Source organism: Mucilaginibacter sp. 22184, assembly GCF_052045695.1.
GTDB lineage: Bacteria > Bacteroidota > Bacteroidia > Sphingobacteriales > Sphingobacteriaceae > Mucilaginibacter.
In genome coordinates, this window is record NZ_JBQEPI010000001.1 from 378491 (window position 1) to 402226 (window position 23736).

Genomic DNA, 23736 nt, shown 5'->3' on the forward strand with positions numbered 1-23736 from the left:
TTTATTTAGCCGCCGCTTTACCTTCCACGTGTAACGATACGGTACTGGCATGAACAAAACCAAGCGTACTGCCTGGTACAACTTTTAAATAGTACTGCAAATAACTGTTCATGATACTTTGTGCAGCTTGCATGTATGCTTTTTCGGCACCTTCATCGCCCATGAACCCTACCAGCGGCCGTGTAAAATGCATCTGGCCTTTGTCATCAACACATATCTCAAAAGAGTAATAAAAATCCTTATAGGCTTTATGGATAGTAATATCAAAGGTAGGATCAAGATAATCATCCGATGCATCAAAATTATTCATGATATCGGGCTTGGTATGCCACGGCTTTACAATTACTAAAGGACTTTTACTTACTAACTGAACAGGTTGCCGGGCCGAAAATGCTTTGGTTATATTGCTGTTGGCTTTGGCTGCCAATCCTTTCACAAACAAAGTATCTTTACGATTGGGGCGCCTGAGTATTGACGTGTCGGTATGCAAAACGTTTTTTACATAATTATCGGCATAAAATAACATATACACTTTAGAGCCATTGATATCAAGTGAATCGCCCTTAGCCTGGAGTATCTCCATGACGATACTGTCCTTGCTTAATTTTTTAATCCTAAACCATGACCGTGCCGCGTTAAAAATAGAATCATATCCACGCGTAAGCGGAAAATTGATGAAGGTATTCTTGGTAGGACTAAAAATGCTCACCGAATCGTCCGAAACGAATTTCATTTTCCATTGGGGTTCCAGCTGGTAACCATATTCGTTGAATGACAGGCCATTTTTTTGCCGCCTGGCTACTTCGCTATAATTAATGCCGTTAAAAGCCCTAAAAGATATCAGGTGTTTTTCTTTCGCCCTGCCCGGATCTTTGCATCCGGAGTGAGCAATAACAGTAATCAGCAGCACTGCCGCGCCTAAATATTTGATGTGATTGTTGGTAAAAAGCATATCGGCTTAAAGATATATAATTCTTGATACCGATATAAATAGTTTAACCATTACCCGTTTGTTTATAGCTTAAACTTTACAAAAAGGGTATTTACCCGTGTTACTTACCGGCCATCTTCGGTAGAAAGCGCTGGTTTCTTTTCGCGGAAGAAGAAATGGGTTTGGCTATAATAGCTAAAGAATACGATAAATATGGTAGCGATGATCTTTGCCGGGGTTGGATAAAGGCCCATTACATCAACCAGTAATTTTAAAAACGCCAGGTTTAGCAGGATACAAATGGCATTAACCAGCATAAAGCGCGATAGCTGCCCTCTTTTAGTGAGGCCCGATTCTTTAAAAACCACGTACCGGTTTAAATAAAACCCGGTGCAAAAAGAGATGCTGAACGAAAATACCTGGGCAGCGATATGCGGGCTCAGCGTATAAAAGCCAAGGTTAATGTTCTGTTTTTTAAAAATAAAGTTATAACCGAAGCTAAAAAGCAGGATATCGAACACCGTATTGCTACCGCCACAGGCTGCATAACGAAAGGTGTGCAGCGGCATCCATTTTTTAAATGGCTTGTAAAACAGATCGATAAAATTCAGGATCCCGTGCCTTATAAAATTGTGGACTTTGCGCATACCGTTCTTCTAAATGCAGATCAGCCTGTTAACGGGCCATCTCTTCTTTAATCGCCCTTAAAAATTCATTGGCATGCTGCGATCCGATGATGTACTGCAAGCCATCCCTGTCGGTGAGGTGTATGGCATCATTTCCGGCGGCATAAAAACGGATGGTTCCTTTGGTGTGCAGGTTATATACTGGGTTATTGAACAGGTAGCGGCTATATATGCCTTTTTCAACTTTTACAATACCGTTCAGATCTATCTTAACCAGGCGGGTTGTCCATAAGCCATTAAGCCTGATGCTTTTATTTTCAACCCGGGTGCTAAAGTGCAGTAAAAAACCCATGATAATAGAGATGATGATAATAGCAAAGCCCACCACTACCAGCAGATCGCCGTTGCGTTCGCGTTCGTCAGTAAAAAAATAGGCCGCGAAACAAAACATGGCCAAAACCAGGCGTATCGTAATCGGGATAAATTCCCGGCCGAGGTACTGTTTTTCTACAAAAATTGCTTTTTCGCTCATCTTAATTTATACAGTTCGAAGATAGTAACTTTTTTAGTGTTATCATTTACTTTATACCTTTCATCGGGCCGGTAACCACCAACCCACATCACTTCGCCATTACCATTTACCAGCACCGGCACCTCTTCTTTTTGATTCAATGATAATTTCTGATTGATAAAAAAATCGCTCAGTTTCTTTCGCCCCTTCATGCCCAGGGGATAAAAATAATCGCCCTCCTGCCATACCCGCAACGTTAGCGGAAATTTCAATAGCGCAGCATCAACAGATAAAGCCAGCGGATTGTCCTTGATGATCAGCGGACTATCATCATGTAAAACCGTTAGCTTATAATTGCCGTAATGCACCTCATGCGTTTTTTCGGCAATTAGTACAGCCTCATGCCCGCCAGTTTTCCGTTTCTCCAATATCAGCCTGTCACGATCCAGTACCAGCGAGTATGCTGTTGATTCAAACACCCGCCCGGAATGTTTATCCAGGGCAGATATCAGGTCATCAACGGCAGTTTCGTTAAAACCGTATGGCTGCAGTAATTTAAACAGCAATAAACGCATTGGGTTTAATTGCCGCACTTCATCCAGCAATAAATAATTACCATCCTGCCCATGCTTAATGATGGTTTGACTTAATACTGCTACCTGGTTTTCGAGCAGTGTTTCCAGGTCGCGAAAATGTTTCAGGTTATTTTCAAAGGTTTTCTCCAAGGCAGGATTCAGCTCTTTTAGTTTGGGTATCACCTCCAGGCGGATTTTGTTGCGGGCATATTTGGCCGAAGCGTTGGAGCTATCTTCCACATAATCCAGCTTATTTTGGGCGATGATCGTGGCTATCGCGTCCCGGTTCAGAAATAGCAGCGGGCGCACCAGGTTACCGTTTTGAGGCAATATGCCATGCAAGCCTGCTATACCCGTGCCCCGGGTAAGGTTTAACAATATTGTTTCGATTGTATCGTTTTGGTGGTGTGCAAGCGCAATAACCTGGTAATCTGATCGCTGGCTTACTGCGCCGAACCATTGATAACGCAGTTCGCGCGCGGCCATCTGGACAGAGATCTTATTTTCGGCCGCATAATTCCGGGTATCAAAATTAACGGTGTGAAAAGGTACACGAAACTGGTTGGCCAGGTCGTTACAAAAAGCCTGGTCGCGCAGGGCTTCGTCGCCGCGCAGCTGAAAATTACAATGGGCAATGCCAAAAGTATAACCGGCCTGCTTTAACAAATGGGCCATTAAAACAGAATCCATGCCACCGCTCACCGCAGCCAAAATTTTGCTGCCTGGCGTAAACAAGGCATTTTGTTCAATAAAATTTACAAATTGTTTAACAGGTAACAAAATAGTGAGTGAATTAGTGATTTATTGAATTACTGATTTTGGTTTTTGATTTGCACCATCAAAATTATTAAATTAAGTTGATGGTTGATAGTTCATAGTTGATGGTTCATGGAAAAAGAAAAAAATACAGTCATCAATCGGTAGCTACTATGAACTATCAACCATCAACTATGAACCATCAACAACGATCTATGAACTTAATTCTCTTTAACCCCGACAAAAAACTAATTTTGCCATCGTGAGTAAATATGTTTTAAGCTTTTTGTTATTGATACTGGCGGGCAATGTTATGGCCCAAAAAAAGAAATCAATTGTAAACCTGATACAATCAGAAAGCAGCACATGGAATAAAATTAATGGGCGCAATGTGATCAAAGTTTATAAAGGAGTTTTCAAACAGGATTTCTCGACCCTGCGTTCAGACAGCGCCTATTTTTACCCCGATGAAAACGCTTTCGACGCCTTTCGCAACGTAAACATCAACCAGGGCGATACGCTGAATATTTTTTCTGACAAACTCAACTATAATGGCAACACCAAGGTAGCTATCCTCACCGATAATGTAAAAATGGTTGACCGCGATGCTACCCTGACCACCAATTATCTTACCTACAACACGGCTACCCGCATAGGCACTTACACCAGCGGTGGTAAACTGGTGAACAAGGATAATGTGCTGACCAGTAAAAACGGTTACTATTTTGCCCAGTCGCGTGATTCATATTTCAGATATGATGTAGTGCTCACCACCGTTGATGCGATTATTAAAACCGATACCCTGCGTTATAATACCGGTACGCGTATATCTTATTTTTACGGCCCAACCAATATTTACGGTAAAAAAGATAAAGATACCCTTTATACCGAAAACGGGCTTTATAATACCGTAACCGAGCAGGCTTTCTTCGGCAAAAAAAACCTCTATAAACAGGGCACCAAATCATTAAAAGGCGATAGCTTATTTTACGACCGGCTTAAAGGCTACGGTCGCGCGGTTAAGAATATCACGTTTAATGACAACGAACAAAAAATAACCCTCAAAGGCGATCTGGGTACTTATTTTAAAGCCGACGAACGTACCGTGGTTACCGAGAATGCGTATATGGTGCTGATCACGGAGCAAAAGGACAGCACTAAAACCGATTCGGCAGCAGAAAAAACGCCACCCGTAATAGCCAAAAAGGCGAAGGATGCGAAAGTATCTAAAACCAAGTATGGACCCGAGATTATCAGTATCAGCAATATGGCTAAAATGGCCAAGGACCTGAAACCCGGAACCATGGTGAGTAAAACAGATTCGACCCGGATAGACTCTGTAGCGAAGGCCCTGATCAAACAAAACAAAGACATGAAGCCGGGCGAAGCTATTCAAAAGGCCGCCGAGATATCAAAAATGGCTGATGATATTAAGAAAAAGGGCGTCGTCGGGAAAGCGGATTCGGTCAAAATAGATTCGATGGCAAAAAAGCTCGGCGTACAAACTAAAAATATAAAATCAGGTGACGCCGAAAAAAAGCTCACGAATATGGCCAAGCTGGCTGCCGATATCAAACCAAAAAATGGAACTAAAACCATAGCAGCACCCGCCGACACCAATAAACAGGGAGAGAAAGTAAAGCGCGACTCGATATTCATGACAGCCGATACCCTGGAAACACAGATCATGACTTTCAAAAATCTGAAAATATACCAGGAGCAACAAAGGTTGCTGCATTTCAGGGATACTTCCGAAGCAGGCTTAAAACGCGCGGTTTTAAACCAGAAACTGAAAGGGATGCCCATAGTTTATATTCACCTCCCGAAAGATACCACTTACCTGCACCGCGACTTTTTTGGAAAACCCAAGGTAGATTCTACCCAGATAAAAAAAGACCTGCTAAACGCCAAAAGAAAGGCCAAACAGGATAGTGTTCGTGCGGTAAATATGAGGAAAGACCCGGTATTTGCCACCCGTGAATTTGATGTAAAAGATACCGCCCGCATCCGGATCCTGATTGCCCATCATCACGCTAAAATATTCAAATCAGATCTGCAGGGTAAAGCCGACTCCATTTTTTACAGCAACGCCGACTCTACCATACGATGTTATGTACATCCCATGTTCTGGACACAGGGTTCACAGCTTTCGGGCGATACCGTGTACCTGCAAATGCGCAACAAAAAGCTGGATAATATCGAATTGTTCCCCTCGGCCTTTGTAGTGAATATCGAGAAGGACGATTCCGTGCACTTTAACCAGTCATCAGGCCGAAAAATGCGGGGTTTCTTTAAAAACGACAAGCTCCACCAGCTATACATAGCCGTTAATGCCGAAAGCATTTACTTTAAGCGCGACAGCGGCAAGGTAGCTGGTATGCAACGATCATTAAGCAGCCGTATTCATGTAGTTTTTAAAAATGGCGAAACCAAGGAGGTTACTTTTTTAACCAAGCCCGAAAACCGCTATATTCCTATAGCTAAGGTGACAGAAGAAGACAAGCTGCTGAAAGGCTTTATCTGGAAGCCAAAGGACCGACCGGCCTCAAAGGAGGCTATCATTCCATCGCGGCATAAAAAAACAGCGGCCTCCAAATCGCCACCTCCGAAAGTTAAGATAGATAGCCTCACTCAGACTAAAATGGATAAGCTGAAGGGAATAATATTGAAGCTCAGCAAGGATTCGACAAAAGCTGATTCCGTGAAGAAGCTGCAATTGAATTTGAAAAACCTGACTGATTCGGCAAATAAAGCAGCCGCAATCATAAAAACTCCACCATCAAAGGTCAAAGTGGATAGTTTAAGCCAGGCCAGGATTGATAATTTGAAAGGGAAAATATTGAAGCTGAGCAAGGATCCGGCTAAAGCCGACTCGGTGAAGAAACTGCAGCTGGCGCTGAAAACCCTAACTGACTCTGTAAGTAAAGCCGCAATAAAACCGGCGACGGCGGTCTCCATTAAAGACAAGCAACCGGCAGCAACCAATGCAGGGAAGGGAACATCAGGAAGTAAAGCAGGTGCAGGAAACCTGCCGACGATAAAAGCTGGTAAAGACACCACAGTTACACCAGCAGTAATAAAGGCTGTAAAGGATACTACAAGCAAAGCCGGTGGTACGCCATCGCCAGTGAAAACGGTTAAGGATACGACTATTGTTCCGCCTAAAAAGCCAGGGAGTTAAATATTGATTATCTTTTTAATTTAGTTTGTCATCCTGAGTGGAGCGAAGGATCTATTCTTCAGTAAGCCTATCGTAGACCCGCTCTTGGCTGCGGGAGGGCCAGTCACTTTTGTCGCCACAAAAGTAACCAAAAAGGCTTCAGCAGAGAGGCTTCTTTGCCGCACATGCCTTTACCCTGCAAATCAGCCAGAATCACGGGCTGCTAAACCTTTCCCCACTTCGTTCGCACATATCCCCAGCTTCGGCAAGGTTTGCTAATGCCCTTCCCAACACACAGGCCTCCATATTCTGTCTGCTTTCGTCCGAAGCTTATCTGCTGATGGGGAAGAAAAATAAAAAACGCGTCATTGCGAGGAGGAACGATGTGGACAACCGATCAAAGGGAGTTCATTAATACCTATAACACATTAATAATCCCCGATCTATAGAGCGAACCAAAAGGATACACTGTTCAAGTAAACCATTACTATAATACTCATCCATTACTCTTCCTTTTTACCCCCAAACCCATACTTCTGCAATTTCTTTTGCACATAATTATGTCTTCGGTTGCCTGCTTCTGACAGGGTAGTCGCGTCAGAAAATCGGGTGTCTGATAATTTGGGTACACCAATGCGTTGCGCGCTATAGATGCCCGAGTGACCACTAAAAAAGTAGGCTGTAAAACAAGCTACCGCGAAAAACAACACATACTGACCGCCAAAAAGCTCTACTCCCATAATGGTGCAGGCCAGCGGCGTGTTGGTTGCCCCGGCAAACACCGCGATGAAACCCAATGCGGCAAATAAACTTACCGGCGCGTCCATCAATACGGATAAGGTATTACCTAATGTAGCACCGATATAAAAAAGCGGGGTTACTTCGCCCCCTTTAAAACCGGTGGCCAGCGTGGTGGTGGTATAAATAGTTTTCCAGAGCCAACTCCAGGTGTGAGCACCGCCTGCATGAAAGGCCGATGGTATGGTAACTGCCCCGGCATACTCCGGATCGACACCCAGGCTCAGGTAATCTGGTTTACCCAGCAATGCAGTGAGGCTGATAATGATCAATCCACCCAGTACCGGTATCAGCCAGGGAATGGGCACCCGCTTTACAAAAAAGCCCTTAATACCATGCACCATCCAGGCAAACAGGTAACTGGCCAGCCCGAACGCTGCCGAAGCGATCATTATCTTGAAAAGCAACACAAAATCAAACGACAGGTAGGAGGAGAACCAATGCGGCGCTGTCGCGAAAATATCAATGTGGTAAGCGGTATGATGAACGCCCCAGGCCGCCACCGTAACATCGCCTACAATACTGGCTATAAGGCAAGGCAGCAGAGCATTGTACTGGATGCGACCTATAGTTAATACCTCCATGGCAAATATGGCCCCGGTAAGCGGTGTACCAAAAACAGCGCCAAAACCTGCTGCAATACCGGCAATGAGTACAATGCGGGTATCGTCATTATTCAATTTAAACCAGCCGCTAAACATTTGCGCTATGCTACCGCCTATTTGCACAGCGGTACCTTCGCGCCCGGCCGAGCCGCCAAACAGGTGAGTGATGATGGTGGTGATGAGCACGATGGGGGCCATGCGTTTGGGCACCCCACCGCCAGGCATATGAATCTCGTCGATGATGAGATTATTCCCTTTTTCGGCCGATCCGCCTATGAGTTTATAAATAAAATAAATGAGCACCCCGGCAACAGGTAGCAGGTACAACAGAAAGGTGTGAGCAAATCTGAAATGAATAGCCCAGTTAAGCAGCCATAAAAACAAAGCCACCATACTGCCAATGACAATAGCAATCGGTATGATGATGACCGTCCAGCGGATGAGGTGTTTCAGGATCGAAAAATGTTCGGACGTAAAAAGCTTATCGTTCATGAGCGACTAATTTAGGTTAAATAATAGAGGATCTGTCATGCTGGACACAGTGAAGCATCTATTAGCCGATAGGTATATTCGAACAATAGATCCTTCGTTCCTCAGGATGACAAGAGAAATAATATAGACTACGGGATACCAGAAAGATAATAGAGATTTCACCCGGGCATTATGCCGGTATATTTTTAAAAGCGATATATTGAGTTTTTTTTCCACCTACAAAAAATCAGCACAGGGTAAGCCCTATGGGTTAATTTATTGTAGGCGCCATCAGCTTTTTAGGGCGGTTGAGTAGGAAGACACCATTTCCTTTGGTACGAATATAGCTCCTTTTTTTATAAAGCCATAATTATGCAGGGCAAGTTTAAAAACAAACCCTTCGCAGCATTTGAACTGACTGTTTTAAACAGCCAGCTCAACTTCTTTAACAGAGATCAGTAAAGTACGGCCCTGGTACTCTACCCACAGATCAGCGAAGCCACTCCCATCATCGTAACCCAGGAATTTCATGAAGGGGTTACTAATGTTTAAATTCTTCCATCTTTTACCAATATACTTAAGTAATTGACCACGTTTTAGGGTTGTGTGCTTTGCCATAAGTTGAATTTTTAAAAGTGAAACAATAAACTAAGTTAATTAACATGGACGAAAAAATTTAACCTTTAGGGAATATTCTTTCGATTGTATCAGCCATGTTACATCTCTGCAGTTGCCAAAAAAGCGAGTTTGAATATAAGAAAAAATTCCTGCAGGTAGCTAATTAACTTTATATGAATTAATTATATTCAGGCAACTTTAGCTTTACCTGTACATAACTCTTTACATTTGTCTTTGCACTTATCAATCACCTGTAAGTAGTAATTTTCATACAAAGGCAAAATGGTGGCCAGGTCAAATTCCTTGGCACGGGCCAGGGCGTTTTCCTTGAACTGATTCAGGCGATCTTCGTCTTCCAGTATATAAATGGCACTTTGGCCCATGCCTTCTACATCGCCAACGTCTTTCAGGAAACCGGTTACGCCATCCACATTCAACTCTGGCAAGCCGCCGGCATTGGTACTGATCACCGGCACTTTGCAAGCCATAGCTTCCAGGGCTGCCAAACCAAAGCTTTCAGATTGTGATGGCATCAGGAACAGATCGGCTACCGAAAGTATTTCTTCAATAGCATCCTGCTTACCCAAAAAGCGCACATTGTCGGCAACACCCAGGTCGCGGCACAACTGCTCGCAGCCAGAGCGTTCAGGTCCGTCGCCAACCATCAGTAGTTTGGAAGGTATCTTTTTAATTACTTCGGCAAAAATCCGCACCACATCCTCGGTACGTTTTACCTTACGGAAATTGGAGGTATGTACCAATACTTTTTCGCCCGATGGCGCTATGGCCTTTTTAAAATGGTCTTTAGCTTTAAGACTGAAACGGGTGAGATCAATAAAATTGGGTATCACGTTGATATCAATATCGATCTCAAAAAACTCATAAGTATCATGCCTCAGGTTTTCGGATACCGCGGTAACCCCGTCTGATTGATTGATGGAGAAGGTAACCACCGGTTTAAAGGTACGATCCTTGCCAACCAGGGTAATATCGGTACCGTGCAGAGTAGTAACTACGGGGATATAAATACCGTAGGTTAATAATATCTGTTTGGCCATAAATGCTGCCGAAGCATGCGGAATGGCATAATGAACGTGCAATACATCCAGCTTTTCGTGCCGGACCACATCAACCAAACGACTGGCCAGGGCCAGCTCATAAGGCGGAAAATCAAAAAGGGGATAGTTGGATACCGACACCTCGTGATAAAACAGGTTTTCGGAAAAAAGATCCAACCGGGCCGGCTGGTTATAGGTAACAAAATGAACCTGGTGACCGCGGTCGGCAAGGGCCTTACCGAGTTCTGTGGCTACAACGCCGCTTCCACCAAAGGTTGGGTAACATACAATTCCGATCTTCATTAAGTTGGTTAATTATGGCTGCAAGTTTAACAGCAATTTATGGCAAATGTGTTAACACTGTGTAAAATGATATAACTTAGTCAAGTTACTCATTTTTTTAATTTTATACGATTAATATCGCCTTACATGAAAAACGCTATCCAATTAAAAATCAACAGCATACAACACATAGGCATCCCGGTAACTAACCTGGATGCGTCACAGCAATTTTACAAGCGGCTGGGTTTTAACAACGTGATGCAGGCCCATTTTACCGACCATGGCGAACAGGGCACCTGCGTCATGATGCAGCGCGAAAACATATTGATGGAACTTTATCAATTACCCGAAGCAGGCTTAACCGGGATCAGGGCTCGTGGTAACGGGCATATTGACCACGTGGCTTTTGACGTAAGCGATATTGATGAAACCTATGCCATCATTAAAGACGCTGGTTTTAACATCATGGAAGAAGCGCCTGTTTTTCTGCAGTTCTGGAAAAACGGCTGCAAATATTTTAACATCACCGGTCCCGATGGCGAACGGCTGGAATTTAACCAGGTGCTTTAACCGCATTTAACTAAGCTAAAGTTTCCGCCGGTGCTTTTTCCCTCTTATTGATGCGGAAGATCAGGAACATGATCAGGCCGGAGAGTAAAATGAATATCAGGTAGCTGAAACTCAGGTTGCGCTCATCTTTGGCCGGTACTACATTAACAATACCGTAGCTTAAAAAGGAAACGATAACGTAAGTAATTCCCCCGGTGAGCCCACCGGCTATGCCAGCATTCTTGGGGAATTTGCTCAAACAAAAAGTAAAATAGTTGTTAAAAGTATACCCGGCGCAAACGTGAATAATAAAGGCAAAAAATATCATTGAATATAAATTGCTGATAAACTGAACGCTGATGATCATCACCAATACAAAAAGGGCCTGCATAAGCACATTAACTACCATCCTTTTAAAGAACGGACGATTGATAGTTGCCTTACCGATAAAGCCGCCAACCATCCACGCAAAGCCCAGTACCAGTGAACTATAGCCCGCAATAACAGGCGTTAGGTGTAAGTGATGTTCGATAATAAACGGGCCGGTCATGTTATAGGTCATCACCATGCAATAGGCTAAACCGAGCATCACAATGCCCAATGTAAAGCTGTGGGTTTTGATCATATTGGCATATACCCTCACGATCTTCTGAAAATGAAACTCTGAAAAATGCACCAGGGTTTCGCCACTAAAAATGAGCTCCAGGATGACAAATACAGCTGCAAAACCAGCCAGGAAATAAAAGTTTGATTCCCAGCCAAAGGCGGTTTGCAGGTATCCGCCGATAAACGGCGCCACGATAGGCCCGGTTGACCAGATGATAGAAAACATGCTCAGGTAATGTTTCAGCTTATCACCAGTAAACAGATCCACAAAATAGGCGCGCTTAGCTACGATGATAGCGCCAACGGTTACGCCGTGGATCACCCGCATCAGGTAAATCAAATAGATATTATGGGTGATAGCGATCACGACACTGGCTATCGCGAAAATAACCAGTGAGCCCAGGCTAACCTTGTACCGGCCAAAACTATCCAGTATACTACCAATAAATAGTTGCGATACGCCATAGCTGATCAGGAAAATGCTTAATGTTAGTTGTACCTGCACATTGCTCACACTCATTTCGCCGGCCATGGTGGGTAAAGATGGTATATAAATATCGGTAGCGAAACCGGACAAAGGGATTAGGGCAAAAGCCAGCAGGGTTGCTATGGACTGGTGATGCTCTTTAATTGCAGGGGCTTTTGATGTTAACGTATTCATAGATACCGCAAAATTAGCAATCTTATCAGCGGTATATGGGATGAAACTATAAAGGGCCAATTAACACAGGCAAAAGATAGCAATGTAATTTTCTAATTATTAATTAGTTACAATACACTCGCCAACAGGCGATACCTTATAAAATTACATCCCCTAAACAAAACACCAGCCCCTTTTTAATAATCTAAAGTGCGTACACTACTTTCTGAAAAATGTCATTTCGACGAACAAGCGTGGGCTCATGCGTGGAGTGAGGAGAAATCTTCTGCGCTGAACATGTTTGACATAAAGAGTTTGCATCAAAAGTCGTAGAAGATTTCTCCCTCCGGTTCGAAATGACATCCCTTCTATTTGTTTGGGATAGACAACATTTTAAAGCGGATTAGTTACCCACCAGGTATTGCCAAAAGGGTCTTTTAGGCCGGCACTGCGGCCATAGGGCTGATCAGCTGGCTCGGTGACGCTTTCAGCGCCGTATTCCAGTGCTTTTTGATAGGTTCCGTCGCAGCTGTCAACATAAATAAACAAGCCGGCATTTTGCGGGAGATAGGTTTCGGTACTATCGCAAAACATAATGGTGCTGCCCTGAATGTTGAGCTCGGCATGCATAATATGTTTTTCATCACGCATTTGTTTGTACTGCTCCTTCGCCCCAAATACGTTTTGCATAAAGATAATAAAGCGGGGAGCATCCTTTACAATAAGGTATGGCATAATACGCTGGTAGGTTTCGGGGATGTTTTTTGTGGTTTCCATGTCGATCTGTTTTTTTATTCAAAACTAATCTGCCCGGCTCGGGCAAAATTGTAAAAACAAGACATTCTCATTTCGGATTTGAGATGTTCGATTTCGGATTTATTATGCTGTTAATTCTGAAATTCTGGTTCAGATAGCATTTACACGTTTCTATATTCCGTTCCTTCGGCTTTGCCCGAAAAGTAAAAGCTGGGGTGATAGCCGGTAAAAGTTTTTACATCGTGTATAAAGTGCGATTGATCGTAATAACCACACTCCAATGCTATCCGGGTTAATGATTTATTGCTGCCGTATCGTTTTATAGCATCCTGAAAGCGGATCAAACGCAGATAACTTTTAGGACTAAACCCGGCATACTCCTTAAAACGCCTATCAAACTGCCTTACCGAAAGGTTAAAAGTATCTGCCAGCTGCGCTACTGTTTTATGCTGATTGGCGTGAATCACCTGCCTGATAGAGGTAATGATCCGGTCGTCTGTAGGTATGTTGTGCCGTAAGCGCATCAGTAAAAAATCACTCAATATCGCGGCACGTTTCCGGTTATCGGGCGCCAGCATTATCCGTTCTTCCAGGTCACGACCGGTACTACCCAAAAAAGTATCATAATCGAGCGCCAGATTGGTGGTTTCGCTGCTGGGGATTTTAAAAAACCTGGGAACAGCAAAGGGATAAATGTAAGCGCCAAAAATGCCAAAGCTTTGCCTGGTTATAAAACGGCGGTAACGGTTAGTTTGAAATTGAATGCCGGATGGCCCTCCGTTTTCCTGCCCCAGATCATTGATCTCATCAAAGGTTGATTGATAATGAAACACCATTTCGGTACAGCCATCGGCTATGGAGCGGTAAACATACTCCGGATCACCGGCACACAGCTCATGCTCCAGCACCCAAAAAAACCTCACAAAAGGTTTTAAAATATCCGGTGGCTGAATGGTATAGTATTTCATTTCGGAGTTGGGAATTTTGATGCCGGATTTACATATAAAGTTATGATTTATTGTTTGATTTTATATTGATAGCCAATATCTTATAAAATTTATTCATAAAACATTGCCTAACAAAAGCGTCATTGCTGTAAAGCGTGGCAATCCCTTACTTACAGAGACGCTCTGCATATCGGGGATTGCCACGTCGTTCCTCCTCGCAATGACGTGTTTTGTAATTAGTTGTGTTAAAAAATGGGAAAGAATGTATTTACTTGATCCCCAACTTAGTTTTAACCGACGCGGTAAGATTAGCGCCCTCATTGGAAACTAATAATGCCGAGCCCTGGGAAGAATCAAACACATAGGTTATGCCTTTTTCTTTGGCTACATCATTAACCGCCGCACGGGCTTTATCGGTTATCGGTTTTATCAGTTCATTTGATTTAGCTTCAACCTGTTGTTGAGCGGTGGCCTGATAATCCTGCATCTTTTTTTGCAGATCTTGCAGTTCCGTCTGCTTGGCTGTCTTATCAGCATCACTCATGGTTTTGCTTTGATCCTGGTAAGCTTTGCCCTTGGTTTGCAAATCGTTGTTCATGGCGGTTAGCTGGGTAACAAATTGCTTTTGATAGGCATCTATCTGGGGCTTAATAGTTTTGGCCTCGGGCATCTGGCTAACGATGGCCTGAAAATCAACATAGCCGATCTTAGACTGGGCATTTGAAAATTTGCTTATAAACAAAAGGCTTAAAGCGAGCAGGGTAACTTTGAATAGTTTTCTCATGTTTGGTAATTTAATTATCAGAGAAAACTGAAACGCATTAATGGGAAAATTGTTTTACTTAAAGTTAAGAAAAACCAATGGTAAAAGGGACGCGAATACGCGTCTCTACGATTTTAATTTTTGTAGAGACGCATAATTGTGTCTCGCCCTTTAACTTTTCAAACGAATCACATCCCCTTATTGATCGCCTCATAAACCACATCCTGTATCCTTGGCCTGATATTGAGGCTGCCCAGCTTGCTGCTTACATCGGGGTGTACCCGGTTACTCAGGAATACATAAACAAGATTATATTTCGGATCGACCCAAATACAGGTACCGGTAAAACCGGTATGCCCGTAGGTTTGCGGCGATGCCAGTTTGGAGGGGTAATGTCTGTCGGCAATGGGATCCCAGCGATCAAAACCCAGTCCCCGGCGACTTACTGCCGACTGCTTAGAGGTAAACAGATCAACTACCTCTGGCTTAAAATACTGTGTGCCGCCATAGGTACCGCGGTTCAGCAGCATCTGGTAAATAATGGCTACATCATTAGCGCTCCCAAAAAGCCCGGCATGCCCCGCTACTCCACCCATCAGCGCCGCGGTAGGGTCATGCACATAACCATCAAGTAAGCTATGACGGTATTCCTGATCGTTTTCTGTAGGTGGTATCTGGTTTTGGTTAAAACGGTACAACGGTAAAAAACCCGCGGTTTGCATGCCCAGCGGTTTATAAAATTGCTGCTGTACATATACATTCTCTGGTACCGAAGTAATGTTTTCCAGTACTTCCATCATAAACAGCATGCTTACATCGCTGTACACATATTGCCCGCGTGTTTTTAACGGCGAGCTCAGCATTTCCGGAAACATGACATCTTTATAATAATCTTTCCGCAAAAAATAATGATCAGATACCCGGGTTGGGTAAGCCGCGGATGAATCGGTGCTATGATCTGTTGGTTTTACTTTTTCAAAGCCTTTAATATCTGGTATCAAACCAGCCTGGTGCATCAGCAGCTCGCGGATCTGTATATTATTCTTATTGCTGTTACGGGTAAGCGGAACATAATCACTAAGGGTAGCCTCCAGGTTCAGCTTGCCTTCGTCGGTGAGTTTCATGGCCTCGACGGTGGTAGCGGTAATTTTGGTCATGGATGCCAGGTCAAAAATATCCGTTATCTGGTCTGGAATGGCTTTATCATAAGTATGATAGCCATAGGCCTTATTAAATATCACTTTGCCATCCTTAGCTACCAATACTACACAGCCCGGGGTAGCATGTTCGGCTATGGCCTGACGGGCAATGTCATCAATACCGGTTAAATTACCGGCATTGATACCGGCATCCTCCGGAACGGTGTATTGCAGCCTGATCTTATCGGTAATAAAACCCATGCCTGCGGCAAAAGCTGGCGAATAAGTACGGGTGAGTTTTTGCGTTACCGGCAAACCGCCAAAAATCGCCTGGGCACTGTATAATGCCGAAACCACTGTTAACCGTTCGCTCCATAAAATGGGTGCGGCAACATTATTGAGTTTGCTTAAAATAGTGCCGCTCCCAAACGCCGCCACGATCACATTTTTGAGTTTTTGGGTACTATTGATAAAATCGAGTATCTGTGGATTGTTCAGATCGGCATCGGTTACCTGCAGAATGACCGTGTTGTACCACTTCAGATCGGCCGACAGATCGGCCAATGTTTTTGCGCCGTTGTACATACGGCCATCAAACGCTTGTACCTTGTTGTATTTATTAAGCAAACTATCAAATGCCGAAGCATATTGATTGGAGAAATGAACGCTGGCAATTTTTAACTGATCGAGATCTTTTAGCGGCAGCAGGTATTTGCTGTTGTTAAATAAAATGGTAGAGCGCTCAACCAGCCGCTCTTCGTTAACATACGCCTGCCCGGTTGGGATAAGCGGTGGTATTTGCGCGCAGGCGGTATTTAAAAAGGTAAATCCGAGTAATACAAAAGGGATACAGCCCCATTTATTTTTTATCATATACTTTAACTCCGTTTATATAAGTACTGGTCACTTTAACTTTTGGCAATTCGGTGCCTTTTATTTTCATGATATCCTTGTCCAGGATCACAAAATCGGCGTATTTGCCGGGCTCCAGGCTGCCTTTTTCTTTTTCTTCAAAATTGGCTTTTGCGGCCCATATGGTAATGCCTTTTAAGGCTTCGTTACGATTCAGCGCGTTCTCGGGCTGAAAGCCTCCTTCGGGAAAACCTTTCAGGTCTTTCCGTTCCACCGCTGCATAAAACGTATACATTGGGTTTATATTCTCTACCGGAAAATCAGTTCCCAAAGGTATCCAGCCATTTTGTTTTAACAATTGCTTGTATACATAAGCCGATTTTAAACGATCAGCACCCAATCTTTTACCGGCCCAGTACATATCGGAGGTGGCATGGGTAGGCTGCACCGAGGGGATGATGCTGTTATCGCCAAACAATTTAATATCCTGGGGCGACAGCACCTGCGCGTGCTCGATGCGCCAGCGACGGTCATTCTTCCCTTTCAACACCGAGGCATATATTTTCAACATCACGCGGTTAGCCGAATCGCCAATGGCATGAGTAGCCATCTGAAAACCCCTGTCGTAGATCTTTTTGGCTACCTCTTCAAAATGTTTTTGGCTGCTTAGTAAAAATCCCTTCCAGTTTTTTTGATCGTTATAAGGTTGTAATAGGCAAGCCCCTCTTGAGCCCAGGGCGCCGTCGGCGTAAACCTTAAATGCCCTTACATTGAGGCTTGGCGTTTTATAAGCGCCGCGCTTAAATAAATATTCGTAATTCTCCTCCCTGTCGGCCAGCATTACGTACATACGCATTTTTAACGCGCCTTTGTGTTGCAGCTCGGCAATGGTATTGATCATGGTATAAGGCAGTCCGCAATCATCAACGGTAGTTAATCCCACGGCAAAACAGTTTTTTTGCGCGGCCAGCAGGGCATCTTCGGTTACCTGGGCAATAGGCTCAGGAATTTTGCGGGTTACTATTCCTACGGCATTATCCACCAGGATACCAGTAAGTTTCCCATTTACGGTTTCTATTTCGCCTCCGTTTATGGTTTGTCCCGGCTTTACCCCGGCAATGTTCAGCGCTGCCTGGTTGGCTATAGCGGCATGGCCATCAACCCGGCTCAGTATCACCGGCCGAACCGGGAACAGAGAATCAAGTTTAGCTTTATTGGGGAATTGTTTCTGAGCCCAATCATTCTGATCCCAGCCTTGACCCGTTATCCAGCCGTCGGTATTACGAACCGAATAAGCCTGCACCGAATCAACCGCTTCATTCCAGCTGTGTGTGCCTGTCAGGTTAACTTCCTGCAAACCTAATCCATATTCATAAAAATGAGCATGGGCATCAATAAAACCAGGATATATGGGGGCGCCTTTCGCGTCAATTACTTCGTTGGCCAGGTATTTTTGTTCCAGCGTATCGGCATCTCCTACGGCCAATATTTTTCCTCCCTTTACCACAATGGTATTGGCGGTAGTAAAGGAACTATCAACCGTATACACTACGGCGTTTTTAACCAAAAGGTCGGCATTGTACTCTTTTTGCTTGCAGGCTACCGCGAAAAGGAGCAGTGCTGGCCATAATTTCTTCATAAAATGTTTCTTTTTAGTATCAAGTAGTTAGTATCAAGTATCAAGACTTGTGAAAGACTCATAACAAAAATGTAGCCGTTTTGATTCTTGATACTAACTACTTGATACTAATTGTAAAGTTATGCCTTCAAATATTTAATTTAGCATAGCCTTTAAAAATTAGATCAATTATCTTTTTTAAACTTTTCGTAATAAACATCAAACTGGTGAGCTAAATTTAAATATTCATGGCTCCAGCCATTTGAAATAGAAAGTTCCTGAAACGTACCTGTAGGAGCAAAAAGCATATATACTTCTTTAAGTGTTTGATGATCACCTACCCGAAGTTTTTGAATACAATCGGTTAATTCATTTGTAAGATCCTGGGCAGAGTTAAATCTTGTCCATACAATATCAGTTTGTATATCTATTTTACTTTGGATGATCTCAAGAATTTCAATTACTTCCTGAAAGTCATTAAATGAAGGAATTATATCTGCCATAAATACAAATCATAAAGTTATGCCTTCAAATATTTAATTTAGCATCGAATTCGAAATTGGAGGGATTTTTTTTAGATGTCAGATATCATACAGCTTTTACCGGATGCCGTTGCCAACCAGATTGCCGCAGGCGAAGTGGTGCAACGCCCCGCATCTGCCGTAAAGGAATTAGTGGAGAACGCGATCGACGCGGGGGCCGGAAAAATTCAGCTCATTGTAAAAGACGCAGGCAAATCATTGATACAGGTTATTGATGATGGCTGCGGCATGAGCCTTACCGATGCCCGCATGTGTTTTGAACGCCATGCCACCTCAAAAATACGCAAAGCCGACGATCTGTTTGCCATCCGTACCATGGGTTTCCGGGGCGAGGCCATGGCATCTATAGCAGCCATAGCACAGGTTGAAATGAAAACCCGCCGCCATGAGGATGAGCTGGGCACCTGCATTTTTATTGAAGGCTCCGAAGTAGTAAGCCAGGATGCCTGCCAGGCCAATACCGGCACTTCTATATCGGTTAAAAATCTTTTTTATAATACACCGGCACGCCGCAACTTTTTAAAAAGCAACCCGGTAGAGATGCGCCATATCATCGACGAATTTCAACGGGTAGCACTGGCCAATCCGCAGATATTTTTCACTCTGCACCATGATGGGCAGGAGGTATATCATTTGCCGGGGGCCGCATTAAAACAGCGCATTGTGCATCTGTTTGGCAATAACTATAACCAGCGGTTGGTACCGGTAGAGGAAGATACCACCATCATTAACCTGCGTGGTTTTGTAGGGAAGCCCGAATTTGCCCGCAAAACCCGGGGCGAGCAGTTCTTTTTTGTAAACAACCGTTTTATCCGCGATGCTTATTTGAACCATGCGGTAATTACCGCTTTTGAAGAGCTGTTACCCGATGATAGCTTCCCGTTTTATGTATTGTTTATTGATATCGACCCATCCCGGATAGATATCAACGTGCACCCCACCAAAACCGAGATCAAATACCAGGACGAGAAGGCTATTTATGCCATCATCCGTTCGGCGGTAAAACGTTCATTGGGGCGATACAACATTACGCCGAGTTTGGATTTTGATCAGGAGAACAGCATTGAGCACCTGATAACGCCCAAGCCTTTTGAGGAGATCGTAGCGCCGACCATATCTTTCAACCCCGATTTTAACCCTTTTGCTTCGGAACAAAAACCGGTACGCGAGCACCCTTTTTTGAGGGCGGATGGCGGTTTTAAAAGCAGCCCTATACCCAAAAACTGGGATACGCTGTATGAGATCAGCAAAAAAGAAGAAAACCTGCAGCATGAATTGCACCAGGAAGAGCGCATCGCGGTAAATGAGCAGGAAGTAAGCAAATCAAGCGAACGCCAACTATTCCAGATCCATAACCGTTTTATCCTGTCGCAGATTAAATCGGGCTTTATGCTTATAGGGCAGCAGGCCGCGCATGAGCGCATTTTGTATGAACGTTTTTTACTGCAATTGCAAAATCATTCGGGTGTAAGTCAGCAAAGTTTATTCCCGCAGTCGGTCACACTAAACGGCAGCGATTTTGAGTTATTAAGAGAATTGTTGCCTGATATAAGGTCTCTGGGATTTGACATCCGCGAGTTTGGCAAAAATACGGTAGTGGTAGAAGGTATACCCGCCGAACTGAGCAATGTAGGTGAGCATGAGTTGTTAGAGCATTTGCTGGAGGGCTTTAAAAATAATATGGCTATTTTAAAACTCGATAAGCGTGATAACCTGGCCCGTTCACTGGCGCGTAACGCGGCTATTAAAACCGGCACCAAATTATCGTTGGAGGAAATGAACCAGCTTATTGACCAGCTTTTTGCCTGCGAAACACCAAACCAGGCATTGAACGGTAAGCCCGTAATCAGTACCTTTACCATGGCCGAGCTTTTAGAACGATTTGAAAAATAACCCCCGTAGGCTTTTATTTATAGTATGAACAGTCAATCACCTTTTGCCAATATACCACCGGTTGTAAAAAACCTGTTGATCATTAATATTATATTCTTTATAGGTTCTCTCACACTGGAAAAATTCATCCCCGATGTGTTTAAGTATCTGCCGGTATATTATTTTAACTCTCCGAATTTCAGACTATGGGAGGTTATAACCTATATGTTTATGCATGGAGGGTTCGCACACATTTTTTTTAACATGTTTGCGCTATTCTCTTTCGGCCCCATCGTTGAGTATTCGATAGGGTCAAAAAGGTTTCTTAATTTCTATTTTATTTGCGGCATTGGAGCCATTGTATTTCAAACATTGGTTCAGGCTTATGAGGTACATGCTATAACAGGTGCATTCACTATAACTCATCCCAGCCTGCCAGAATCTTTTGCCGCGTACGGAGCAAACGCACAAAAATTAGCCGAAATATACTATGTACCAATAGTAGGCGCATCAGGTGCCATATTCGGCTTGTTGATCGCTTTTGGCATGCTTTATCCCAACATGGAATTGATGATCATGTTTATCCCGGTACCCATTAAAGCAAAATATATTATACCTGTATATGTGATATTAGAGTTATTTTTGGGTGTTAAACAGTATTCGGGCGATTCGGTGGCGCATTTCGCGCATTTGGGTGGCGCGCTCATTGGTTATATTATGGTAAAAGTTTGGCGTTTACAAAGGCCAAACAATTTTTATTAATTATGATTAGTATCAAGTAGTTAGTAGCAAGTATCAAGACAACCTCCCAAAGCGATAATTATGGTTATTACTAAATTTGGATACTTGATACTAACTACCGGATATTATAAACGAAAGTATATTTTATGAGTACGCTTTGGCAAAATATTCAATACAAAATGCTGCGGTCGGGCAATAAGCTTAACCTCCTCATTGGCATTAATGTAGCCGTCTTTTTGCTTATCAATGTTTCAGCCATTTTAGAACAATTACTGTTTACCGGTTTTGGCAACAGCAATATCTTAGCCTTCTCGGTGGAGTACCTGCGCATGCCAGCTTCTTTTCAGGCATTACTCACTCATTTCTGGACACCCATTACCTACATGTTTATGCATGATGGGGTTTTGCATATCCTGTTCAACATGCTGTGGCTGTACTGGATGGGACAAATATTTGAAGAGTATTTGGGCAATAAGCGCACCATTGGTTTGTATATCATGGGTGGCCTTGCCGGCGCATTATTTTATTTGCTGGCTTATAACCTGCTACCCGCATTTACCCGCCTGCACGCTGCCGATTCTGCTTTAATCGTGGGCGCCTCTGCCAGTGTTATGGCCATTGTGGTGGCTACGGCCACACTGCTGCCCAATTATACCATATCATTGATCCTGTTTGGACCTGTAAAGTTAAAATGGCTGGTATTTGTGATCCTGGTGATTGATTTTCTGGGCGTTGTTGGCCCCAACGCAGGCGGCGAAATAGCTCACCTGGGCGGCGCGTTACTTGGCTTTGTTTATATTAAACAATTACAAAAAGGGCACGATTGGATAGGCAGTATCGGCAATATATTTAAAGCCAGGCCCAAATTAAAAGTAGCGGCTAAAAACTTCAATAAAAATAGCACCGAGTCTCCACGTCAAGAAGATATTGACCGTATCTTAGATAAAATATCACAATCGGGCTATGACAGCCTGACCAAGCAGGAAAAAGAAATTTTATTTCGCGCAAGCAATAATGAAAGTTAAACGCAAACAGAGTTTTATAGGTAAAATAATTTTATGGATAAACCTGTTGTTATGCGTTGCTTTACTGATAAGCTATTTAGCGCCAAACGTTGACCCGCGGAAGGTCTGGCTCTTCGCCTTTTTTGGCCTGGCCTATCCTGTATTACTCATCTTTAACCTCATCATGCTTACCTATTGGGTGTTGCGTCGCCGCTGGCAATTCCTGTTATCACTGGTTACTATCTTGCTGGGTTATGGCGTATTGTTTAACAACATTGGCTTCAGACTGGGGAGTGCCGAAACCGAAAAACCGGCAGCTACAAATGCCATCAGGGTAATGACGTATAACGTGCATAATTTTAAGCGGTATGGCGCCTCAAATGATATCTCCACCAAGCATCAGATCCTAACCCTCATTAGTCAACAACAGCCGGATATTATTGGTTTCCAGGAATTCTATACTAAAAACAAGGGCCAGTATGAAATGCGCGACTCCCTGATCAGGATCATCGGGGCCAGCAATTTTTATTTCGAACCATTTAACTTTAACAATACTGAAGCCATTGGCATGGCCATTTTTTCCCGGTTCCCGATAGTAGGCAAAGGACTCATCCGCCTTACAGAAACCAAATCCGAGAACCAATGCCTGTTTGTTGATGTAAAAAGGGGGGAGAAGGTTTTCCGCTTCTATAGCGTCCATCTGCAATCTATCCGCTTTGATCCCGAAGATTATAAATACCTGGACAGTGTATCCAAAAAGGGCAAAACAGATATGCAATCAACCAAACGTTTGGGGGGCAAGCTCAAGATTGCCTTTGAAAAAAGAAGTGAGCAGGTTTTCAAGATCAAAGAACACGCTGCTAAATGCCCATATCCTTACCTTATTACCGGCGACTTTAATGATACGCCTACCTCATTTGCCGTTAACCAAATGGCTAAAGGCTTAAAAAACGCGTTCCGCCAGAAAGGATCAGGGTTTGGACGTACCTATAATGGCGATTTCCCCAATTACCAGATCGATTATATTATGGCCAGCCCGCAGTTTGACGTAGCTACGTACAAGATCATCGAAAAAAAACTATCCGACCATTACCCCCTGCGCAGTGATGTGGTGCTCAATTAAGAAGCAAAAAATAAGAGCCAAGAATCAAGAAACACTAAGTGCTTTATGTAGCAATAGTCCGAAGTCAGAGACTTCGGACAGCGCATATACCCCCTCAACAGAATAATAGCCCATTTGGTTAAAAAAGTGGGTTTACATGGTTTACACTTTTTGGGGTTAACATAATTTTAAAAGCCTTATTATCAAATATATA

General features: G+C 43.5%; 20 protein-coding genes and 1 riboswitch. Of the genes, 6 read left to right on the forward strand and 14 right to left on the reverse strand.

Annotated features, from left to right (window positions below; all coding sequences use genetic code 11):
* Window position 1: 1 nt before the first annotated feature.
* The 4 genes from ACTJKG_RS01545 to tilS all read right to left on the reverse strand — a co-directional run bounded on the left by ACTJKG_RS01545 (window position 2) and on the right by tilS (window position 3423).
* Window positions 2-952 (reverse strand): hypothetical protein, encoded by a 951-nt coding sequence (locus ACTJKG_RS01545; protein WP_440738151.1) that lies wholly within the window; start codon window positions 950-952, stop codon window positions 2-4.
* Window positions 953-1056: 104 nt separating this feature from the next.
* On the reverse strand, window positions 1057-1578 hold the full coding sequence (locus ACTJKG_RS01550) for a GtrA family protein (protein WP_172336009.1): 522 nt from the start codon (window positions 1576-1578) through the stop codon (window positions 1057-1059).
* 28 nt (window positions 1579-1606) lie between these two features.
* Window positions 1607-2089, reverse strand: a complete 483-nt coding sequence (locus ACTJKG_RS01555; protein ID WP_172336008.1) for a hypothetical protein — start codon at window positions 2087-2089, stop codon at window positions 1607-1609.
* Window positions 2086-3423, reverse strand: coding sequence for a tRNA lysidine(34) synthetase TilS (gene tilS, locus ACTJKG_RS01560; RefSeq protein WP_440738152.1), 1338 nt, complete (start codon window positions 3421-3423; stop codon window positions 2086-2088). The genes ACTJKG_RS01555 and tilS overlap by 4 nt, the downstream gene beginning before the upstream one ends.
* A gap of 238 nt (window positions 3424-3661) precedes the next feature.
* Here tilS and ACTJKG_RS01565 point away from each other — a divergent pair, with 238 nt between their 5' ends.
* Complete coding sequence (locus ACTJKG_RS01565; RefSeq protein ID WP_440738153.1) at window positions 3662-6580, forward strand: OstA-like protein; 2919 nt, start codon at window positions 3662-3664, stop codon at window positions 6578-6580.
* 482 nt (window positions 6581-7062) lie between these two features.
* On the opposite strand, the gene ACTJKG_RS01570 is transcribed toward ACTJKG_RS01565, so the two are convergent.
* The 3 genes from ACTJKG_RS01570 to bshA form a co-directional block, all read right to left on the reverse strand.
* Complete coding sequence (locus ACTJKG_RS01570) at window positions 7063-8454, reverse strand: voltage-gated chloride channel family protein (protein WP_440738154.1); 1392 nt, start codon at window positions 8452-8454, stop codon at window positions 7063-7065.
* Window positions 8455-8708: 254 nt separating this feature from the next.
* Window positions 8709-8773: riboswitch (Fluoride riboswitch) on the reverse strand.
* Window positions 8774-8856: 83 nt separating this feature from the next.
* A complete protein-coding gene (locus ACTJKG_RS01575) occupies window positions 8857-9051 on the reverse strand; it encodes a hypothetical protein (RefSeq protein WP_166092468.1) in 195 nt (64 codons plus the stop codon).
* 188 nt (window positions 9052-9239) lie between these two features.
* Complete coding sequence (bshA, locus tag ACTJKG_RS01580; RefSeq protein ID WP_172336004.1) at window positions 9240-10412, reverse strand: N-acetyl-alpha-D-glucosaminyl L-malate synthase BshA; 1173 nt, start codon at window positions 10410-10412, stop codon at window positions 9240-9242.
* 126 nt (window positions 10413-10538) lie between these two features.
* On the opposite strand from bshA, the gene ACTJKG_RS01585 reads away from it, so the two are divergent.
* Window positions 10539-10961: a VOC family protein gene (locus ACTJKG_RS01585; protein WP_172336003.1), complete on the forward strand. Its 423-nt coding sequence runs from the start codon at window positions 10539-10541 to the stop codon at window positions 10959-10961.
* A gap of 10 nt (window positions 10962-10971) precedes the next feature.
* Here the strand turns inward: ACTJKG_RS01585 and ACTJKG_RS01590 are convergent, their stop codons facing one another.
* The 7 genes from ACTJKG_RS01590 to ACTJKG_RS01620 form a co-directional block, all read right to left on the reverse strand.
* The gene (locus ACTJKG_RS01590; protein WP_172336002.1) at window positions 10972-12207 is read right to left on the reverse strand and encodes an MFS transporter; all 1236 of its coding nucleotides are present in this window, start codon (window positions 12205-12207) and stop codon (window positions 10972-10974) included.
* 372 nt (window positions 12208-12579) lie between these two features.
* Entirely contained in the window at window positions 12580-12963 is a 384-nt protein-coding gene (locus ACTJKG_RS01595) for a VOC family protein (RefSeq protein WP_172336001.1), read from the reverse strand.
* A 140-nt stretch (window positions 12964-13103) separates the two neighbouring features.
* On the reverse strand, window positions 13104-13910 hold the full coding sequence (locus ACTJKG_RS01600; RefSeq protein WP_440738155.1) for an AraC family transcriptional regulator: 807 nt from the start codon (window positions 13908-13910) through the stop codon (window positions 13104-13106).
* Window positions 13911-14157: 247 nt separating this feature from the next.
* A complete protein-coding gene (locus ACTJKG_RS01605; protein WP_172335999.1) occupies window positions 14158-14673 on the reverse strand; it encodes an OmpH family outer membrane protein in 516 nt (171 codons plus the stop codon).
* A 167-nt stretch (window positions 14674-14840) separates the two neighbouring features.
* A complete protein-coding gene (locus ACTJKG_RS01610; RefSeq protein WP_440738156.1) occupies window positions 14841-16664 on the reverse strand; it encodes a serine hydrolase domain-containing protein in 1824 nt (607 codons plus the stop codon).
* Window positions 16651-18282 carry an amidohydrolase gene (locus ACTJKG_RS01615; RefSeq protein ID WP_440738157.1) on the reverse strand — a complete coding sequence of 544 codons (1632 nt, stop codon included), beginning with the start codon at window positions 18280-18282 and terminating at the stop codon, window positions 16651-16653. Before ACTJKG_RS01615 ends, ACTJKG_RS01610 begins: the two co-directional genes overlap by 14 nt.
* A gap of 164 nt (window positions 18283-18446) precedes the next feature.
* Window positions 18447-18764 carry a hypothetical protein gene (locus ACTJKG_RS01620; RefSeq protein ID WP_440738158.1) on the reverse strand — a complete coding sequence of 106 codons (318 nt, stop codon included), beginning with the start codon at window positions 18762-18764 and terminating at the stop codon, window positions 18447-18449.
* A gap of 75 nt (window positions 18765-18839) precedes the next feature.
* On the opposite strand from ACTJKG_RS01620, the gene mutL reads away from it, so the two are divergent.
* From mutL to ACTJKG_RS01640, 4 genes are all read left to right on the forward strand, one after another.
* A complete protein-coding gene (mutL, locus tag ACTJKG_RS01625) occupies window positions 18840-20696 on the forward strand; it encodes a DNA mismatch repair endonuclease MutL (protein ID WP_172335996.1) in 1857 nt (618 codons plus the stop codon).
* 24 nt (window positions 20697-20720) lie between these two features.
* Entirely contained in the window at window positions 20721-21437 is a 717-nt protein-coding gene (locus ACTJKG_RS01630; RefSeq protein WP_440738159.1) for a rhomboid family intramembrane serine protease, read from the forward strand.
* A 125-nt stretch (window positions 21438-21562) separates the two neighbouring features.
* Window positions 21563-22441 (forward strand): rhomboid family intramembrane serine protease, encoded by an 879-nt coding sequence (locus ACTJKG_RS01635; protein WP_440738160.1) that lies wholly within the window; start codon window positions 21563-21565, stop codon window positions 22439-22441.
* Entirely contained in the window at window positions 22431-23543 is a 1113-nt protein-coding gene (locus tag ACTJKG_RS01640) for an endonuclease/exonuclease/phosphatase family protein (RefSeq protein WP_172335993.1), read from the forward strand. Before ACTJKG_RS01635 ends, ACTJKG_RS01640 begins: the two co-directional genes overlap by 11 nt.
* The last annotated feature ends 193 nt before the right edge of the window (window positions 23544-23736 follow it).

What these genes read in the sequence shown, in the direction of transcription:
- ACTJKG_RS01575 (WP_166092468.1), bottom strand. Translation starts at nt 9,051, where the DNA reads ATGGCAAAGCACACAACCCTAAAACGTGGTCAATTACTTAAGTATATT.
- bshA (WP_172336004.1), bottom strand. Translation starts at nt 10,412, where the DNA reads ATGAAGATCGGAATTGTATGTTACCCAACCTTTGGTGGAAGCGGCGTT.
- ACTJKG_RS01550 (WP_172336009.1), bottom strand. Translation starts at nt 1,578, where the DNA reads ATGCGCAAAGTCCACAATTTTATAAGGCACGGGATCCTGAATTTTATC.
- ACTJKG_RS01585 (WP_172336003.1), top strand. Translation starts at nt 10,539, where the DNA reads ATGAAAAACGCTATCCAATTAAAAATCAACAGCATACAACACATAGGC.
- ACTJKG_RS01630 (WP_440738159.1), top strand. Translation starts at nt 20,721, where the DNA reads ATGAACAGTCAATCACCTTTTGCCAATATACCACCGGTTGTAAAAAAC.
- ACTJKG_RS01590 (WP_172336002.1), bottom strand. Translation starts at nt 12,207, where the DNA reads ATGAATACGTTAACATCAAAAGCCCCTGCAATTAAAGAGCATCACCAG.
- ACTJKG_RS01615 (WP_440738157.1), bottom strand. Translation starts at nt 18,282, where the DNA reads ATGAAGAAATTATGGCCAGCACTGCTCCTTTTCGCGGTAGCCTGCAAG.
- mutL (WP_172335996.1), top strand. Translation starts at nt 18,840, where the DNA reads ATGTCAGATATCATACAGCTTTTACCGGATGCCGTTGCCAACCAGATT.
- ACTJKG_RS01545 (WP_440738151.1), bottom strand. Translation starts at nt 952, where the DNA reads ATGCTTTTTACCAACAATCACATCAAATATTTAGGCGCGGCAGTGCTG.
- ACTJKG_RS01635 (WP_440738160.1), top strand. Translation starts at nt 21,563, where the DNA reads ATGAGTACGCTTTGGCAAAATATTCAATACAAAATGCTGCGGTCGGGC.
- ACTJKG_RS01610 (WP_440738156.1), bottom strand. Translation starts at nt 16,664, where the DNA reads ATGATAAAAAATAAATGGGGCTGTATCCCTTTTGTATTACTCGGATTT.
- ACTJKG_RS01605 (WP_172335999.1), bottom strand. Translation starts at nt 14,673, where the DNA reads ATGAGAAAACTATTCAAAGTTACCCTGCTCGCTTTAAGCCTTTTGTTT.
- ACTJKG_RS01620 (WP_440738158.1), bottom strand. Translation starts at nt 18,764, where the DNA reads ATGGCAGATATAATTCCTTCATTTAATGACTTTCAGGAAGTAATTGAA.
- ACTJKG_RS01570 (WP_440738154.1), bottom strand. Translation starts at nt 8,454, where the DNA reads ATGAACGATAAGCTTTTTACGTCCGAACATTTTTCGATCCTGAAACAC.
- ACTJKG_RS01640 (WP_172335993.1), top strand. Translation starts at nt 22,431, where the DNA reads ATGAAAGTTAAACGCAAACAGAGTTTTATAGGTAAAATAATTTTATGG.
- ACTJKG_RS01600 (WP_440738155.1), bottom strand. Translation starts at nt 13,910, where the DNA reads ATGAAATACTATACCATTCAGCCACCGGATATTTTAAAACCTTTTGTG.
- ACTJKG_RS01555 (WP_172336008.1), bottom strand. Translation starts at nt 2,089, where the DNA reads ATGAGCGAAAAAGCAATTTTTGTAGAAAAACAGTACCTCGGCCGGGAA.
- ACTJKG_RS01595 (WP_172336001.1), bottom strand. Translation starts at nt 12,963, where the DNA reads ATGGAAACCACAAAAAACATCCCCGAAACCTACCAGCGTATTATGCCA.